General features: G+C 63.7%; 15 protein-coding genes. 9 read left to right on the top strand and 6 right to left on the bottom strand.

Going from position 1 to position 16999, the window contains the following annotated elements:
• Positions 1-334 precede the first annotated feature (334 nt).
• From HMPREF1136_RS01260 to HMPREF1136_RS01250, 3 genes are all read right to left on the bottom strand, one after another.
• Positions 335-1234 carry a sugar ABC transporter permease gene (locus HMPREF1136_RS01260; RefSeq protein ID WP_034504359.1) on the bottom strand — a complete coding sequence of 300 codons (900 nt, stop codon included), beginning with the start codon at positions 1232-1234 and terminating at the stop codon, positions 335-337.
• Positions 1234-2820 (bottom strand): ABC transporter permease subunit, encoded by a 1587-nt coding sequence (locus HMPREF1136_RS01255; RefSeq protein WP_034504379.1) that lies wholly within the window; start codon positions 2818-2820, stop codon positions 1234-1236. The genes HMPREF1136_RS01260 and HMPREF1136_RS01255 overlap by 1 nt, the downstream gene beginning before the upstream one ends.
• 213 nt (positions 2821-3033) lie before the next feature.
• The gene (locus HMPREF1136_RS01250; RefSeq protein ID WP_009647496.1) at positions 3034-4245 is read right to left on the bottom strand and encodes a sugar ABC transporter substrate-binding protein; all 1212 of its coding nucleotides are present in this window, start codon (positions 4243-4245) and stop codon (positions 3034-3036) included.
• Positions 4246-4409: 164 nt separating this feature from the next.
• On the opposite strand from HMPREF1136_RS01250, the gene HMPREF1136_RS01245 reads away from it, so the two are divergent.
• The 6 genes from HMPREF1136_RS01245 (at position 4410) to HMPREF1136_RS01220 (ending at position 9345) form a co-directional block, all read left to right on the top strand.
• Entirely contained in the window at positions 4410-5426 is a 1017-nt protein-coding gene (locus HMPREF1136_RS01245; protein WP_009647486.1) for a LacI family DNA-binding transcriptional regulator, read from the top strand.
• A 64-nt stretch (positions 5427-5490) separates the two neighbouring features.
• On the top strand, positions 5491-6540 hold the full coding sequence (locus HMPREF1136_RS01240) for a metal ABC transporter substrate-binding protein (protein ID WP_034504356.1): 1050 nt from the start codon (positions 5491-5493) through the stop codon (positions 6538-6540).
• Entirely contained in the window at positions 6537-7382 is an 846-nt protein-coding gene (locus HMPREF1136_RS01235) for a metal ABC transporter ATP-binding protein (RefSeq protein WP_009647498.1), read from the top strand. Before HMPREF1136_RS01240 ends, HMPREF1136_RS01235 begins: the two co-directional genes overlap by 4 nt.
• A complete protein-coding gene (locus HMPREF1136_RS01230; RefSeq protein ID WP_009647479.1) occupies positions 7375-8289 on the top strand; it encodes a metal ABC transporter permease in 915 nt (304 codons plus the stop codon). The genes HMPREF1136_RS01235 and HMPREF1136_RS01230 overlap by 8 nt, the downstream gene beginning before the upstream one ends.
• A gap of 25 nt (positions 8290-8314) precedes the next feature.
• Complete coding sequence (locus HMPREF1136_RS01225; RefSeq protein ID WP_009647508.1) at positions 8315-8713, top strand: Fur family transcriptional regulator; 399 nt, start codon at positions 8315-8317, stop codon at positions 8711-8713.
• An 89-nt stretch (positions 8714-8802) separates the two neighbouring features.
• Positions 8803-9345 carry a DedA family protein gene (locus HMPREF1136_RS01220; protein WP_009647503.1) on the top strand — a complete coding sequence of 181 codons (543 nt, stop codon included), beginning with the start codon at positions 8803-8805 and terminating at the stop codon, positions 9343-9345.
• Here HMPREF1136_RS01220 and HMPREF1136_RS01215 read toward each other — a convergent pair.
• Both HMPREF1136_RS01215 and recO read right to left on the bottom strand, forming a co-directional pair.
• The gene (locus tag HMPREF1136_RS01215; protein WP_009647501.1) at positions 9342-10166 is read right to left on the bottom strand and encodes an isoprenyl transferase; all 825 of its coding nucleotides are present in this window, start codon (positions 10164-10166) and stop codon (positions 9342-9344) included. The genes HMPREF1136_RS01220 and HMPREF1136_RS01215 overlap by 4 nt on opposite strands.
• Entirely contained in the window at positions 10163-10900 is a 738-nt protein-coding gene (gene recO / locus HMPREF1136_RS01210) for a DNA repair protein RecO (RefSeq protein ID WP_009647505.1), read from the bottom strand. Before recO ends, HMPREF1136_RS01215 begins: the two co-directional genes overlap by 4 nt.
• 241 nt (positions 10901-11141) lie before the next feature.
• Between recO and HMPREF1136_RS01205 the strand changes: the two genes are divergently transcribed.
• Together HMPREF1136_RS01205 and HMPREF1136_RS01200 are read left to right on the top strand one after the other, a co-directional pair.
• A complete protein-coding gene (locus HMPREF1136_RS01205; protein ID WP_009647507.1) occupies positions 11142-11681 on the top strand; it encodes a TetR/AcrR family transcriptional regulator in 540 nt (179 codons plus the stop codon).
• 967 nt (positions 11682-12648) lie between these two features.
• The gene (locus HMPREF1136_RS01200) at positions 12649-13233 is read left to right on the top strand and encodes a TetR/AcrR family transcriptional regulator (RefSeq protein WP_009647512.1); all 585 of its coding nucleotides are present in this window, start codon (positions 12649-12651) and stop codon (positions 13231-13233) included.
• A 62-nt stretch (positions 13234-13295) separates the two neighbouring features.
• Here the strand turns inward: HMPREF1136_RS01200 and leuA are convergent, their stop codons facing one another.
• On the bottom strand, positions 13296-15050 hold the full coding sequence (gene leuA / locus HMPREF1136_RS01195; protein ID WP_009647480.1) for a 2-isopropylmalate synthase: 1755 nt from the start codon (positions 15048-15050) through the stop codon (positions 13296-13298).
• A gap of 215 nt (positions 15051-15265) precedes the next feature.
• On the opposite strand from leuA, the gene HMPREF1136_RS01190 reads away from it, so the two are divergent.
• Positions 15266-16927: an L-lactate permease gene (locus tag HMPREF1136_RS01190; protein WP_034504374.1), complete on the top strand. Its 1662-nt coding sequence runs from the start codon at positions 15266-15268 to the stop codon at positions 16925-16927.
• The last annotated feature ends 72 nt before the right edge of the window (positions 16928-16999 follow it).

Raw genomic sequence — 16999 nt, 5'->3', positions numbered from 1 at the left:
ACCACCAGAAACAACGCCCGAGCGGGGGCACTGCACCCGTTACGGGATGATGCACCCGATCAGGGGCACTGCACCCGTTCAGAAGAGGTGCATTGCCTACGGATCGGGTACAGCGCCCCAACACACAAGAATAAACGCGGAACTGGCAAACCGAGTCACCCCTGCCCCACAACAAGCCCGAGCACAGGGCACAAGGCGGACATCGGGCGGGTATTGAGCAGCTTTGTTGCGCCCTCGACCCACACGGTGCCCGAACGTACAAAACAGCCCCGACCTCGTCCCACGGGGATAGGGGACGAGGCCGGGGCTGGCTAGGCAGGAGGGCGCGGCGCGCTTACTCCTTGACGCCGCCGGCGGTCAGGCCGGAGACAATATACTTCTGCAGGTACTGGAACAGCAGGATGACCGGGACGGCCGCGAGGACGGCACCCGCCGCGAAGATGCCCCACGGGGCGGTACGCTCATCGGCTGCCCACATGTACATGCCGACGGCCAGCGTGAACTGATCCTGATCCTGCAGGACAACCTTCGCGATCACGAAGTCACCGAGCGAGGAGATGAAGCTCAGCAGGCCGACGACGGCCAGAACCGGGCGAACCAGCGGCATGATGATCGTCCAGAAGGTCTGGGCGTGCGTCGCGCCGTCGATCATCGCTGCCTCATCCAGCGAACGCGGGATCGAGTTGAAGAAGCCGTACAGCAGGAAGGTGTTCGAGCCGAGCGCGCCACCGAGGTAGACGCAGATCAGGCCGAGCTTCGAGTTCAGGCCCACGACCGGGAAGATGTCCTGGATACCCAGGAGCAGCAGGTACAGGGCCACGAAGGCCAGCATCTGCGGGAACATCTGGACCAGCAGGAGGCCGGTCAGCGTGCCACGGCGTCCCTTGAAGCGGAAGCGGCTGAACGCGTAGGCGGCAGCAGCGCCCATGAGGACAGTACCGATAGCGGTCGTGGTAGACACGATCAGAGAGTTGACGACCCACGACCAGTAGGCGGCGTACTTGCCCGATCCCAGGGACAGGTAGTTATCGAACGACACGTTCGAGAACAGCTTGTTCGAGCCCGTCAGCGTCGCACCCCGGTTGAGGGAGACCGACAGGACGTAGAGCAGCGGGACCAGGCAGTAGATGATCATGACGATGGCGACGACGTGACGCCATCCGACCTCTTTCCACCAGCGCGCGCCCTTGAGGGTCGGCTCGCTCTTCTTCTTCGTCACTTTTGCAGCACTCATCACAGCTCCTCAAGGGTCTTCGTCTGGCGGAAACCGAGCCACGCGATCACGCCCACGACGATGAAGATGATGATCGACATGGCCGAGGCCAGGCCGTAGTTCGGGGAACCCGACTCGATCGCGATCTTGTAGACCATCGAAATCAGGATGTCAGTCTGGCCGACATCCATGCCCGGGTAGTTCGGGCCACCGCCGGTCAACATGTAGATGAGCGAGAAGTTGTTGAAGTTGAACGCGAAGGAAGCGATCAGCAGCGGGACGGTGGACTGCAGCACGAGGGGCAGCTTGATGGACCACACGGTACGCAGTCCGGAAGCACCATCGATCTTCGCGGCCTCTTCAACGTCACCCGGCAGCGACTGCAGGGCACCCAGGCACACGAGGAACATGTAGGGGAAGCCCAGCCACAGGTTCACGCCCAGGATCGAGAGCTTCGCCAGCGTTCCATCCGTGAGCCACGGGACGTGTGCACCGCCGAGGAGCACCTGGTTGATGAAGCCGAAGTCCTTATTGAGCATGCCCTTCCACACCAGCGTGGCCAGGAAGGCCGGGAAGGCGTAGGGCAGGATCATGAGGGACTGGTAGATCTTGCGGCCCTTGATGCGCTTGTCCGCGAAGACGAGGCCGAGGATGAGGCCGAGCGCGAAGGTCGAGAGGACCGAGGCCGCAGCGAAGATGAAGGACCATACGAGGGCCTTCATAAAGGGGCCCGCCAGATCGCCGCGCGTGAACATGTTGCGGTAGTTGTCGAAGCCGACGAAGACGCGCCAGCCCGGATCGAGCTGATTGCCCTCGGCGTCGACGAATGCGCCGACCTTGCCGTCGGCCGTGTAGACCGTGCCGGTCTCGGTGTCGGTCAGCGTGTCCGCAGCCTCATCGTAGTTGTAGCGAGACTTCGCAAGGTAGGCGGTCGTGCCATCCTCGCTCTTGTAGTGGCCCGCGTTGGGATCCTCGGAGGCCGGGACGTTCAGGGCGGCGACCTCGGTCTGGCGCTTCAGAATATCGTTGAGCTTGAGAACCGTGTATCCGTCGACGGCGGTGATCATGCCGCCGGACTGGGTGCCACTCACCTCGTGGAAAGGCTTCTCGGAGTTGCCGACCTTGATGCCACCGGTCTCGGCATCGACGATGGCCAGGCCGAGGCCCGAGCCGTCTTCAACGATAGCGGCCGGGAGATTCACCGCACCGGGGGCGCGCTGCTCTGCAGACTTCAGGATCGACGCGACGGCGTCATCCTTGGTCGAGTTGTGACCCTGCCCGTAGTTCGTGAAGGACACGTAGCCCGTGTACCCCATCACGAACACCTGGTAGATGAGCAGGAACACCATACCGGGAACCAGGTACTTCGCGGGGATCATCCGCTTGGAGAAGTACACCCAGTTCACAACGAGGAGCAGAACGGCCAGGACGGCAAGAACCGTCCACGACTTCACCAGGTACGCGGTGAACATGCCGTAGAGCCCCAGGGCGTCGATGAGCATCATTAGGACGAGTTTCACGAAGAAACCAGGCTTGGTCACTTCGCTCGCGTGCGAGGCCTTGGGCCCCGTCTTTTTCTTTTCTGTAGCCTTCGCTGGCTCAGACATCGTGTCCTCCACACGTGCGCATTCGCGCGTCATTGCGACGGAATCCGCCTGACGGCGGTCAAGAAGGGCACCGCGGGTGCCTATGCGCCGACTTGCGGCGTTGTGTATCGATGGGATCATGCCCGCCCGCAACGCGGGATGGCGGACGGGCATGAGCACTCCTGTGCGTCGAGGTGAGACCATGCTCGAACGAGGATCGTCGAGCGAGGGGACTCACTTGGAGGCGATGGCACCCTCGATGTTGGTAACCATCATGCCCCACAGAGCGTCGGGCGTATCCTTGCCGGTCACGATATCGGCCTCGGTCTGGCCCCAGAAGTTCCAGACGGCACCCATCGCGGGGATCGCGGGAGCGAGCGCGCCACCCTCAGCAACCTTGGAGAAGTCCTTGATGTCCTGGTCATCGGAAGCAGCGGCAACCTCGGGCATCGCGGAGGCGCGGCCACCGAGCTTCTGCATCTCTTCCTGGGCCTTGGGGGTCGCCAGGTAGTTGAAGAACTGCTTGGCGGCAACCGGGTTGGCGGACTTGGCGCTCTGGTAGAACATCTGGACGCCAACGAAGGGCTGGGCGGCCTGCGAGCCGGCAGCGGGGACAGGCAGGACAGAGACCTTCATTCCGGCCGCACGGAAGGCCGCGACGTTCCAGGGGCCGGTCACCGTGTAGGCCGCGGCACCGTCGAGGAACTTCTGCTTAGCAATGTCGCCGGTGATCGAGGGGGACACGATGCCCGCGTCACCCTGAGCCTTAAGCCAGTTGGCGAACTCGGTGCCGCCGGAGCCGTTCATGGCCAGCTCGGCGGTGTACTCACCCTCAGAGTTGGTCTTGAAAACGGGAGCGCCGAAGGACGTCTGGAAGGCGTAGAAGTGGTACGGATCGCCCTTGTCGCCCATCTGGATGATGAAGGGGTACTCGGCACCCGACGCCTTGCCAGAGGAGATCAAGTCGTCGTAGGTGGTGGGCGTGTCAGTGGTCAGGGCGTCGTTACGAACCAGGGCGACAGACTCAACGGCGTAGGGAACACCGTAGGTCTGGCCGTTGTACGTCACGGCCTTGACGGCCACGTCGGAGAACTGGGACTTGGCTTCGCCAAGGTCGACGGGGGCGACGACGCCGTTAGCGACGAGCGCACCGAGCTTGTCGTGCGCCATAACGATCAGGTCGGGGCCGTTGCCGGTGGGCACCTGGGTGGTGAACTCGGTGTCCATGTCGGCCTCGGACTTCTGAACGACGTTAACGGCAACGCCCGTGTCTTTCGTGAAGTCCTCGGCGAACGTCTGGACCTGCGTGAAACGAGTGTCGTCCGCCCAGATCGTGAGGGTCGCCGCCGTGTCGTTGTCGGTCGCGGCCGGGGTGGTGTTGCCACTGCAAGCAGCCAGGGCGGTGACCGCCGCAAAGGCGCCGAGTGCTGCGATGCCACGTCGCATGTTTACTCCTGTGTTGGTCGGGCTGGTCGCCTCCATCAGCGACCTGCTATCTGCCACTGTAATACGTCTGATTTTGTTTCTGCAACAATTTTCCGAATTGTGAGCCAGCTGTTACATTTATACTCATCACGTCGTGCGCACACACCCAAAGGAGAGCTGAGTCGATGACGAAAAACCGCACGAGCATGGCCGATATCGCCGCACACGCCGGCGTCTCAACGGCAACGGTCTCGCGCGTCTTCAACGGCGTCGGACAGGTCTCCGCAGACACTCGCCGCAAGGTCCTGACTGCGATTGATGAGCTGGGATACGACCGACCGACCCCTGAGCGCACCCCCGACACGCCGGCGATTGGCATTATCGTCCCCGAACTAACAAACCCGATCTTCGCTTCCTTCACCCACCACCTCCAGGAGGAGGTGTCGCGAGCAGGCGGCATCTCACTCATTCGGACCCAAACACCGGGTGCCACCTCAGAATTCGACCACCTTTCTTCCCTCCTCGACCATCGTGTGAGCGGCCTCATTTTCGTGTCCGGAAGACATGCTGACCTCCTGGCAGACCTTGGTCCTTATTTCGATGTGACACAGCGCTCAATTCCGTTCGTGACCATCAATGGCGCCCGCCCCGAGATTCCTGCCCCCGACTTTTCTACAGGCGATGCACTGGGAATCCGCGCGGCCGTGGCACACCTACACGAACTCGGTCACACCCGCATCGCCCTCCTAGGAGGCCGCACCCACATCGTCCCAGCCCTGCGCAAGGCAGAAGCTTTCACACAGATCATGGGCGAGTTGGTCGGCGACCATGCTCCCATCATTGAGGAGACCTTCTATACATACGAGGCCGCGGCAGCCCATACGGCCGGACTGATCGAGCGCGGAGTTACAGCAATCATCACCGGGTCGGATCTACAGGCGCTCGGCGCGATCCGAACGATCACCTCCATGGGACTGTCGGTCCCGGACGACATCTCCATCATCGGTTTCGACGATACCTTCCTCATGTCCCACCTCAGCCCAGGCCTGACCACCGTCCACCAGCCCGTCGCCTCGATCGTTTCCGCCGCCGTACGCAATCTTTTCGAGGCCTTGGCCACACCCAACTCCACCCCCATTCACGAGGATTACGTCTTTTCACCCGACCTGGTCGTGCGCGGAACGACCGCGCACGCACACTAAAGCCCTGATCAGACAAGTTCGCTCTCCGAGAAAGTCTTGACAATCATTCTCACTAGGTCAGAGAATGATTCTCATGTCGAAAAGAATCCTCGCCGCCGCATGTGCGGCAGCTACAGCGCTCGCTCTGTCTGCTTGCTCCCCCTCCGCATCGACCGGCGGCAAGACCAGCAAGGACGGCACCCTGACCGTCATGGCTTCCTTCTATCCCCTGAAGTACCTGGCCGAGAAGGTCGGCGGTGAGCACGTCACCGTCACCTCGCTGACCCCGGACGGTGCCGAGCCTCACGACCTTGAGCTCTCGCCCAAGATGGTCGACTCCCTGGCCTCCGCTGACGCGGTGGTCTACCTGGCCGGCTTCCAGGGCGCGGTCGACGAGGCCGTCGAGCAGCACGCTCCAAAGACCGTCATCGACGTGTCCCCCGCCGCCCAGCTGGTTGCGATCGACTCGACGTCCAACCATCCGGGCGAGGACGAGGATACCGACGAGGCCCAGTCCGGCGAAGCCCAGTCTGGGGAGGCCGCCGACCACGACCATGAAGGCCACGAGCACGAGGGCCACGACCATGAGCACGCCGACCACGACCACCACCACGACATGAGCATGGACCCGCACTTCTGGCTCGACCCGGCGCGCATGGCCAATGCCGCAACCCTGGTGGGCGACAAGCTCGCTGAGGCCGATCCGACCAACGCCGAGACCTACAAGGCCAACGCACAGGCCCTGAACGAAGAACTCACCTCCCTGGGCGACAACCTCGTCGCGAAGACCTCGACCTGCCAGATTAAGACCTTCGTCACCGCGCACACCGCCTTCGGCTACCTCGCCGACCGCACCGGCCTGACCCAGGTGGGCATCTCGGGCCTCGACCCTGAGTCCTCCCCCTCCCCCGCGCGCCTGGCAGAGATTGGCAAGATTGTCAAGGACCAGGGCGTGACGACCATCTTCACCGAGGCTCTCATTGACCCCAAGGTCGAGCAGACCCTGGCCACTGACCTTGGAATCTCCACGGCCGTCCTGGATCCGATCGAGTCCCAGACCGACTCTTCCAAGGACTACGCCGCGGTCATGAACGACAACATTGACGCCCTGACGAAAGCCAACAACTGCCAGTGAGCACGACTGACACCACCACGACGGCGGGAGCCTCCCAGGCGGAGGCGACCGCCGTCGTGCGTCTCGATAATCTGCATGTGGCCTGGGATACGGACCTGATCCTTCACGGGATCTCCCTGTCCATTCCCGCCGGCCAGACCGTTGCCCTCACCGGTTCGAACGGGTCGGGCAAGTCCACGACGCTCAAGGCCATCCTGGGCACTGCCCCCATCACGAGCGGTGATGCCCTCCTCTTCGGCCGCTCGATCACCGCTCGTGGCCGCGTGCCCTGGAAGAAGATCGGCTACGTGCCCCAGCGCATCTCTTCGGGAGGTGCCATCAGTGCCAGCGCCATTGAGGTCGTGCGCTCCGGTCTCCTTGGCCCGACACGCTTGTGGGCGTTGCCCGGCGACACCGCCCGCGCGATGCAAGCGCTTGAGCGCGTCGGCATGGCCCACCGCGCCCACTCCCCCATGAATATCCTGTCGGGCGGCCAGGCTCAGCGCGTCCTCATCGCGCGCGCCCTCGTGCGCCGTCCCGAACTCCTCATCATGGATGAACCGATGGCCGGGATCGACGCCGCCTCCCGCGCGCGCCTGGCGTCAATCGTCGCCGATGCGAAGGCAGAGGGAACGACGATCCTCATCGTCCTGCACGAGCTGGGCGAACTCGGCCCCCTCCTCGACCGCGAGCTGCACATCAGCGCCGGGCACGTCTCCTACGACGGCCCTCCCCATATTGAGGATGACCACGAACAGCACCATGGAGGAGGCGACCACTGTCACCCCACTGAGGCCACCGCTCCCTCACAGGGCGACCGAGGCCTCGTCAGCGGAATCTGGACGGGAGAGACGCATGATTGACGCCCTGACCACCCTTCTCTCTTCCCAGATGATGCAGCGTTCCCTCCTGGCCGCGCTCATCGTCGGGCTGACCGCGCCGATCATCGGCACGTATCTGGTACACCGCAGGCTCGCGATGCTCGGCGACGGCATCGGGCACATTTCTCTGACCGGGGTTGCGCTCGGCTGGTTGGTCGGCACGTTCGCGAACGTATCCCCGGCAGACTCGTGGGCCGTCCCGGGCGCGGTGATCATCTCCCTGCTGGGTGCGATCACGATCGAGCTGGTCCGCCAGAGCGGACGCACGTCGGGCGACACTGCGCTGGCGATGCTCTTTTATGGCGGCATCGCGGGAGGCGTGCTGCTCATCGGCCTGGCGGGCGGCACGTCCGCCCAGCTCAACTCGTATCTCTTCGGATCAATCTCGACCGTGCGCTGGAGCGACATCTCGCTCATTACGATCCTGGGACTCGCGATCATTGTGCTCGGCGTGGGCCTGGCACCCGCCCTCTTCTCCGTGACCAACGACGAGGACTTTGCGCGCTCGACGGGTCTGCCCGTGCGCACGCTTTCCCTCCTCATCGCGATTTTGTCGGCCCTGACCGTGGCGGTCGCAATGCGCGTCGTCGGCTCGCTCCTGGTGAGCGCGCTCATGGTCATTCCCGTTGCCATCGCGCAGCTGGGGGCACGCTCGTTCCGCTCAACCATGGGCATCGCCATGGTGCTCGGCGTCCTCATCTGCACCTGTGGTCTGTCCCTGACCTACTTCATCGACCTGTCCCCCGGCGCGACCATCGTTGTCGGTGCCATCGGACTGTACGCGGTCGGGTTTATGATCAGGGCAGTCGTGGACCACGTTCGCCGGGTGCGCCGGCTGCGCGTGGCTCGCACGCACAACCAGCACCCCGAGCAGGCGGTCGCCCACTAAATTCGCCACCACGTAAGGACCACACATGCAGCGCATGACCAAGCAACGCCAGGCCGTCTTGGACGAGCTGACGCGCGTGACTGATTTCCGCAGCGCCCAGCAGATCTTCGAGGACCTGCACTCCCAGGGCCATCGCGTGGGCCTTGCGACGGTCTACCGCTCACTGCAGGGACTCGCCGAGGACGGGCGCGTCGATACGCTGCGTTCCTCCGACGGCGAGTCCCTGTATCGCTCGTGCACGAGCAACCATCATCACCACCACCTGGTGTGTCGCGAGTGCGGCTTCACCGAAGAAATCGAGCAGTCTCAGATCGAGTCGTGGGTGACCAGCGTCGCACAGGCTCACGGATTCGCGGGCGTCGAACATTCCCTGGAACTCTTCGGCACCTGTTCCTCGTGCCAGGCCAAGGCCGCCACGCACTAGGGGCACCCGGGCGGCAGCAGGGGATTCCCTCCACCCTGATAGATAGGTTAGGATAACCTACGTTTTATTACGTATCCGATGGAGGGTTTGTGCACACCGCAGGAATCGACAACATGGTCCCGGAATTCGCCCGCGAGGGGATCTTCCTCTTCGTCTTTCTGTTCGGGGTCGTTTTCTTCCGCGCGCAGTCAACCTACTGGCTCGCGCGCGGCGTCGCCTCCGGCGCGATGCGCGCCTCCGGACGCACCGGATTCCTGGGGGCCATGGCCCGCTGGTTTGACGGCCCGGTTCCCCGCAAGGGCGCGGCCATGCTCGACAAGTGGGGCATTATCGCGATCCCTCTGTGCTTTCTGACGGTCGGCATCCAGACGGCGGTAAACGCGGGCGCTGGCCTGGTGCGCATGCGCTGGAGCACCTACACGTTCGCAATGATCCCCGGGTGCGTTCTGTGGGCGCTGCTCTACGGCCTCGGCATGCTTGCAGTCTTCGCCGCGGCTATCCGAGCGATTGCCGGATCCCCGTGGGGGTGGGCAGGCCTGGCGCTCATCATTGGTCTCATCGCCACCAAGGTCATGTGGGGCCGCCGTAAGCGCGCCGCCGTCGACCGTTCATTGGCCGAGGACCGCAACTAAGACTGCACAACGTGGTCAATCGCCCCGCCGAAGCGGCGATCACGCCCCGCGAACTCCTCCAGGCAGCCCCACAGCTCCTCGCGATCGAATGCGGGCCAGGGAGTATCGACGAACATCATCTCCGCGTAGGCCATCTGCCACAGCAGATAGTTGGACAGGCGCTGCTCCCCCGACGTGCGGATCATGAGGTCCACATCCGGAACGTCGGGCAGGTACAGGTGGCGCGCGAAGGTTTTTTCGTTGACGCCGCGCGGACTCAGGCGTCCCGCGGCCACGCCCTCGGCGATGGATCGCGCGGCGTCGGCCAGCTCGGCGCGCCCACCGTAGTTGACGCACATGATCAGGTCCAGAGTCTTGCAATGAGCGGTCGCTCGGTCAGCCTTTTCCAACGCCTTGATCACGCTGGTCCACAGGCGCGGGCGGCGTCCGCTCCAGCGCACGTGCACGCCCCACTGCGCCAGCTGGTCGGTGCGCCGTGCGAGTACGTCGGAGGCGTAGTTCATGATGAAGGAGACCTCGGCGGGCGATCGCTTCCAATTCTCTGTCGAGAAGGTGTAGACGCTCAGGTAGCGCACGCCCGCGTCGATTGCGCCGGCGATGGTGTCCATAAGCGCATACTCCCCCGCCCGGTGACCCTCGGTGCGGGTCAGGCCGCGCGAGTTCGCCCAGCGCCCGTTTCCGTCCATGATGAGGGCGACGTGTGCGGGGACTTCGCCGCGCCCGAAGGAGGGCGCATTCACGTGCCACTGGCCGGGTCCCAGCAGGGGTGCCGTGGGATCGCTGGGGGCGCGGTCCATGGGGGTGGGGCGATGGGTGGTCATTGGTGACTCCTGTCGATAACGGTCAGCGAGCGCAGGCGCCTCTCGAGATGCCATTGAGTATAGGAGGAGATGAGGCCCGAGGCCTCGGTGCGCGCGTATGCCTCGCAGCGGTCCGCGCGCACCCAGTCGCCGCTGAGGAGTTGGCCGAGGAGTGCGACGGTGTCGGGCGCCGGGGAGGATGCGCCGGGCGGACGACAGGTGTCGCAGACGGTACCGCCGTCGGGGATCGAGAACGACCCGTGCGGCCCCTGCGCGCCGCATACAGCGCAGTCGAAGCAGGACGGCGCCCAGCCCGCCAGGGCGAGGGCTCGCAGCGTGTAGGAGGTACGGATGAGAGTGGGGTCGTGCCGGCCTCGCGCGAGCGCGTTGAGGGCACCGAGGAGCAGCAGGTATTGGGAGTGGGTACCGTCGTGCGCATCGGCAGTCAAGCGCTCAGCGGTTTCGACGACGACGGTTGCCGCCAGGTAGAGGTCGTAGTCGGCGGCGATGGCGTCGCCGTATTGGGCGATGGAGGTGACCTGGGTGAGGGTGTCGAGGGTGCGCCCGATGTAGAGCTGGGCGTCGATGACGGAGAAGGGTTCGACGCGCGCACCGAACTTCGAGGTCGTCTTGCGTACGCCCTTGGCGACGGCGCGGACTTGACCGTGTTCGGCAGTGAGCAGGGTGATGATGCGGTCGGCTTCGCCCAGCTTGTGGGTGCGCAGGACGATCGCCTCGTCTCGATAGGACTTCATCACGGACACATTGTGTCACGGGTACGAGGCCGGGGTTACCTCGCGCTCGGGGCGTCGCGACCAGCGAAATTCGTTGTGAAGTGTGGTGTAACAATCACCGACAAGTCTATCTGTGGGCGTTGTCAACAAAGTATGAGAAACTGACAGCGTGGTCGGTCTAACACCTTGAAGGTAGTTTTCGAGTAGATAGTTTTCTCGTAAGTGGTATGGTTTACTCGTAACCGTCGAAGGAAGGAAAGATATGGCTCCCCCGATTGATGCCCGTGAAAAGCTTGGTACTGCGCTGCGTCAGGCACTGACGCAAATGCCGCTGTCAAAGATCTCTGTCAGCGCACTGACACGCGCTGCGGGGGTCACCCGTCAAGCCTTCTACTACCACTTCAGCTCGCTTAACGACCTCAATTCCTGGGTTTTCCGCGAGGAGGTCACAGCCCGCCTGACCACCGGTTCGGGAGAATGGCTCGACGCCATCGAGACGACGATGCTGTGGATGCATGACCATCGTGACGAAACCGCTTCCGCAATGAAGACCATCGAGCCGAATGACCTGTGGGCCTTCTTTGCCTCACACATCCAGGAACTCATCGAGTCTCGCCTGCCCGGTACGGCCACGGCCACCGCGCGCGACGTCGTCGCCCAGCACTTCGCCCTGGCAACCACCGCCCACATCGCCCAGTGGATGCTCTCCGGCCTGGAGGTCAATCCCTCACTGGCGATCGCTCGCATGCGCGTCCTCATGACCGACCAAACCACCCCAGCTCTGGCGCGCCTGGCACAGTAACGCGGCCCTCCCACCAACCGCGCGAAGGTGCACAGCTTGCCTCACCCCGGCCTCGTCCACATCGACGAGGCCGGGGTTTTAGAGCAATAGGACACTACATATTGCTGGAAGGGAGACTTTTCAACCTCGCCAGTACAGAAAAGTCGACGCCGTCGTCGGTTGCAATTGTCTCGTCTATGCACATACTGCATCGCGAGCGTGCGCGGCTGCCCCACGATCCGTCACGGATTAGCCGCATGCGACAACGACTCGGGCTCCCTCCCATCCCGCACGCGGACCACCTGTCCCGCACGTGGGCCGCCTGTCCCGTACGCGGGCGGGGTTGCCCAGACTCGGAATAGCAGGCCCACGTGCGGATGAGAAGGCCCAGGCTCCGCATAGCGGGTTCGCACGCGATGCGGCGAGCCTGGTGCAGGGCCACCTCCTCCTGCACGCGGTCTGCCTGTTCCGCACATCAACCGGCTATCCCACACGCGGTCTGCCTGTTCCGCACATCAACCGGCTATCCCACACGTGGACCGCCTGTTCCGTACGCGGGCGGTATTGCCCAGGCTCGGAATAGCAGGCCCACGTGCGGATGAGAAGGCCACACCAAGGGACACAAGGGACCCACCCCAGCAACACAACATGTCCTATCACCCGGATTCTTTCTACACACCTCCCCACACTCCCCTGTGACGACAACCCCTGCACCATAACCTGACCAGGGAACCAAGGAAAGGGCACAACAACGACCCCACACACCACGCATGACACAGCGGCAAACCTTTACTACAATGCCAAATGTAACTTCTTGATTACGGTCAGAACATGGTGTCAAGACACAAAATATGCGGCGTATCCACGTGTAAGAGAGGACACGCTACCCAAACAGCCAACTGTGTCTAGGCGCGGTATCTAGCGGTTCCGCATTCTGACATGTACAGTCCGCACGTAACCTCTCTTTTACCGCTGACGAGGACTTCTGATGCCCCACACTGATGCCAAAACGGCACTCGCGCGCGCCTTACGTGACGCGCTGACAACCACACCCCTGTCTAAGGTGACAGTCTCCGGTCTCACGCGCGCCGCCGGCGTGACCCGTCAGGCCTTTTATTATCATTTTTCCGACATTCGCGACCTGACCGTGTGGGTCTTTAAGCGCGAGGTCGGCAACCAGGTCGCCACCCACTCCACCTACGACGAATGGTCCGACGGACTGCTCGCCGTGCTCGTGTGGATGCAGTCCCACCCGGAGGAGACCCGCTCGGTCCTTTCCTCGCTCGGCATGGAGGAATTCCAGATCTTCCTCTACAAGCAGCTGCACTCCGTCATGGAACCCATCGTTGACGAGCTGAGCCAAGACCTGCGAGTCACCGAGGGCGACCGCGTGTTCATCGCCGACCACTTCACGCTCTGCGTGCTCGGACACGTCAGCCAGTGGCTAGCTTCCGGCATGAGTTCCGACCCCTATATCCTCACGGAGAGGATCTCCCGCATCCTCGACGGCCAGGTACTGCACGCGCTCACCATATTCACGCAGAAGCCGACCATGACCTCGGCACGCGCCTGACGCGCAGCAAAACACCGGCCTCGCCCATTGGGACAAGGCCGGTGTTTCCTATGTCGATGCGCTCAGCGCAGGGCGCGGTTGACCGCCGAAATAACGGCCTTGTACGAGGCGCGCGTGATCGAGGAGTCGATACCGACACCCCACACGATCTGGCCATCCACGGCCGCCTCCACGTAGGCGGCAGCGCGCGCGTCGCGGCCCTGGCTCATCGCGTGCTCAGAGTAGTCGAGGATACGCACGTCCAGGTCGAACTCGTGCAGCGCCGAGACGAAGGCGTCGATCGGACCCGTACCCACCGCTTGGACCTTCACGGACTCGCCACCGTCGATGAGCGTCGCATTGAGCTCGACGTGTTCGTCGTCGATAGAGGACACCTGCGAGGAACGCATCTCGAAACGGCCCCACGGCTCCAGGCCGGGAGCAGCGCTGGTGGGCAGGTACTCGTCCGCGAAGATCTTCCACAGCGTCGCCGCGTTGATCTCGCCACCGTACGTGTCGGTGTGACGCTGAACGATGCGGGAGAACTCCACCTGCAGGCGGCGCGGAAGCTCCAGGGAGTGCGCGGTCGACATGAGGTAGGCGACACCGCCCTTACCGGACTGCGAATTCACGCGCACCACGGCCTCGTAAGAGCGACCCACGTCGTGCGGGTCGATCGGCAGGTAGGGCAGCTCCCACACGACAGCGTTCTCGTCGCCGCCGGCCGCGTCGACCTTGGCCTTGCGGGCGGTGAAGCCCTTCTTAATCGCATCCTGGTGCGAACCGGAGAAACTCGTATAAACGAGGTCGCCGACGTAGGGGGCACGCGGGGACGTCTCCATCTGCGTGCAGTACTCCACCGTGCGGCGGATAGCATCCACGTCCGAGAAGTCAATGCCCGGATCGATACCCTGGCTGAACAGGTTCAGGCCCAGCGTCAGCAGGTCGACGTTGCCGGTGCGCTCGCCCTGGCCCAGCAGGCAACCCTCGATACGATCCGCGCCGGCCAGCAGCGCCAGCTCAGCCGTCGCCACGCCCGTGCCGCGGTCATTGTGCGGGTGCACGGACAGCGCCACGTACTCGCGGCGGCTCAGGTTGCGGCTCATCCACTCGATCTGATCAGCGAACACGTTCGGGGTCGCACGCTCGACCGTGGACGGCAGGTTCAGGACAATCTCGCGTCCCTCGCCCGGCTCCCAGACGTCCATGACGGACTCACACACATCGAGGGCGAAGTCCAGCTCCGTGTCGACAAAAATCTCCGGAGAGTACTCGAAGCCAAAAATCGTCTCATCACCCAGGCGCTTCTCAGCCTGCGCAATAATCTCGCGCGCACCGGACTGAGCGAGCTCAACCGTCTGCGCCTTATCAGCGTGGAAGACGACCTCGCGGAACACGGGAGCCGTCGCATTGTAGAGGTGCACGGTCGCGCGCGGGAAGCCGACCATGGCCTCGACCGTGCGTTCGATCAGCTCGGGGCGAGACTGCGTGAGCACCGAGATCGTCACATCCTCGGGCACCGCGTCGTCCTCGATCAGGGAGCGCACGAAGTCGTAGTCGGTCTGTGAGGCCGCGGGGAAACCGATCTCGATCTCCTTGTAGCCCAGCTTGATGAGCAGGTCGAACATGCGACGCTTGCGAGCCGGGTCCATCGGCTCGATGAGGGCCTGGTTGCCGTCGCGCAGGTCGGTAGACATCCAGCGCGGCGCCTTCGTGATGCGCTTGGAGGGCCACTGGCGATCCGGCAGGTTGATCGGATTCGTATCCAGGAACGCGCGGTACTTGCCAATAGGCATGCGCGAGCCGGTGGGAACGGGAACGTCAGATGTAGTCTTCACACTTCGTAGTCTATCGACGCTCCTGGTCACGTGAGAGAGGGCTGCGCATACTGGACGTGAGATGCGGCGCGACGATCCGACGACGCATCACCCGGACACGTCGGATGCGTCAAGGACCAACGGCCTAAAAATCCGCGCCAACATTCGTCAATCGCGCCATTCATATGTCATGATAAATGGGTCCAATGTCCCACACAACGACGCGCGGAGCAGTCATGACCCCCCTGTTGTTAGCCCAATCCTTTACCCCCTCGACGACGTCCGTCGCGGGCAACGTCTTCCTGACGGCCATCGTCGGCCTTCTCCCCCTCATTCTCTTCTTCGTCCTCATGGGTGTGTTCAAGGTCGCCACCCATTGGTGCGCGATCATTTCGCTCGTCACGTCCCTCGTCATCGCGGTCCTCGCGTTCAAGATGCCCATCGGCATGGCGCTCCTGGCCGGTACGCAGGGCGCGGCCATGGGTTTCATGCCCATCATCTACATCATCATCGCGGCCGTGTGGCTCTACAACCTCACGGAAAAGTCGGGCCGGTCCTCCGATCTCAAGGCCGTGTTCAACACGATCGGTCGCGGCGACCAGCGCGCCCAGGCACTCCTCGTCGCCTGGTGCTTCTGCGGCCTGCTCGAGGGCCTGGCTGGCTTCGGCGCGCCCGTGGCCATCACCTGCGCCATGCTCGTGACCTTGGGTGTCCCGAAGATCAAGGCAGCCGTCGTCACCGTCGTCGGCAACGCTATCAACGTCGGCTTCGGCGCTATGGCCATCCCTACGACGACCGCCGGCAAGCTCGGCGGCGCTGAACCCGTCGTCGTCGCAGGCGACATGGGCCACCTGACCTGGATCTTCTGTCTGTTCATCCCGTTCCTGATGCTGTTCATCCTGGACGGCGGGCGCGGCGTGCGCCAGCTCTGGCCCCTCGCCCTCGTCGCGGGTGCCGCAGCCGGCGTCGGCCACTTCTTCACTCCTTCCGTTTCCTACGAGCTGACCGCGGTCGTCGCCTCCCTCCTCGGCTTCGCCGCCTGCTATGTCTTCCTCCTCTTCTGGGGTCCCACGACCCCCGGGGAATTCGCCACGACGACTGACGAATCCGACAAGCCCACCGGGTCGCGCATCGGCCTGGCCCTGCTGCCCTACGTCCTCGTCGTCGTCATCATTGCGATCACGAAGCTGGCCAAGCCCGTCGCCGCTTTCTTCTCCTCCACGGATGTCAAGATCCACTGGCCCGGCGTCTACGGCAACCTGCTGACCGCCGACGGCACCCCCTCAAGCGCCGCAATCTACTCGCTGTCGATCCTGTCCAACCCCGGCACCTGGATCTTCGTCACCGGCATCATCGTCGCCATCGTGTACGGCACGAACTCCTCGAACGGTCGCTTCCAGACCTCCGTGGGTGAGATGTTCACGGTCCTGCCGCGCACCATCTACTCGCTGCGCATGGCGATCCTGACCATCGCCTCCGTCATGGCGCTGGCCTTCGTCATGAACTTCTCGGGCCAGACCACCTCCATCGGTGCCGCCCTGGCGACGACGGGTGCTGCCTTCGCGTTCCTCTCCCCCATCCTGGGCTGGATCGGCACCGCCGTCGCAGGTTCCGCGACCTCGGCGGGCGCGCTCTTCGCGAACCTCCAGTCGACCGCCGCTGCGGGTGCGGGCCTCGACCCGTCCATCCTTCTGGCCGCCAACACCATCGGCGGTGGCATCGGCAAGATCGTGTCCCCGCAGAACCTGGCGATTGCCGCTACCTCCGTCGATTCGGAGGGCTCGGACGCGGAGATCCTCAAGAAGGCCGCTCCGTACTCGATTGGCCTGCTCCTGGTGCTGTGCATCCTGGTGTTCGTCGCTTCCCAGGGGTGGCTGGGTTCCTACATGCCGCACTAATTCCCGTCATTGTGTGCGGTGGGGCCCGGCAGACGCGCGTCTGCCGGGCCCCACCCTATTTGCGTGCACGTT

Source organism: Actinomyces sp. ICM47, from assembly GCF_000278725.1.
Lineage (GTDB): Bacteria > Actinomycetota > Actinomycetes > Actinomycetales > Actinomycetaceae > Pauljensenia.
Note: the sequence above shows the minus strand (reverse complement) of the source record. Positions and strands in the feature narration are given on the sequence as shown.